This window comes from Pseudomonas tremae, assembly GCF_001401155.1.
GTDB classification, from domain to species: domain Bacteria; phylum Pseudomonadota; class Gammaproteobacteria; order Pseudomonadales; family Pseudomonadaceae; genus Aquipseudomonas; species Aquipseudomonas tremae.
The window spans coordinates 1-243 of the sequence record NZ_LJRO01000234.1 but is presented as its reverse complement, the minus strand read 5'-3'; the positions used below and the strand labels follow the sequence as shown (position 1 = coordinate 243).

Sequence of the window (243 nt, the reverse complement as noted above, 5' to 3'; positions counted from 1 at the left end):
TATCAGCGACCTCCAGCCGGGGCTATTTCAGGCTTGATCACAGGCGTCAGCAGCGGCTCTTCCTTGGGTAAAGGCTCGCCGCGATTGGTGCGGCTGATCACTGCGATGGTGCAGGCGCAGAGCACCACAGAACCGACAGCGGCCAATACCGCCACCGGCCCGCCCTTGAGTGCGGTCACAACGTTTTGTTGCGCGGCCATCGCCACCACGACCGGTATGTACAGCGCGCCCCAGAAACCCACG

Annotated in this window: 1 protein-coding gene; it reads right to left on the bottom strand. The window is 63.4% G+C overall.

The window, feature by feature from the left end; genetic code table 11:
* Positions 1 to 2: 2 nt before the first annotated feature.
* On the bottom strand, positions 3 to 243 hold a 241-nt coding region (locus ALO43_RS15630; RefSeq protein ID WP_174518505.1), incomplete at its 5' end, for a malonate transporter subunit MadL.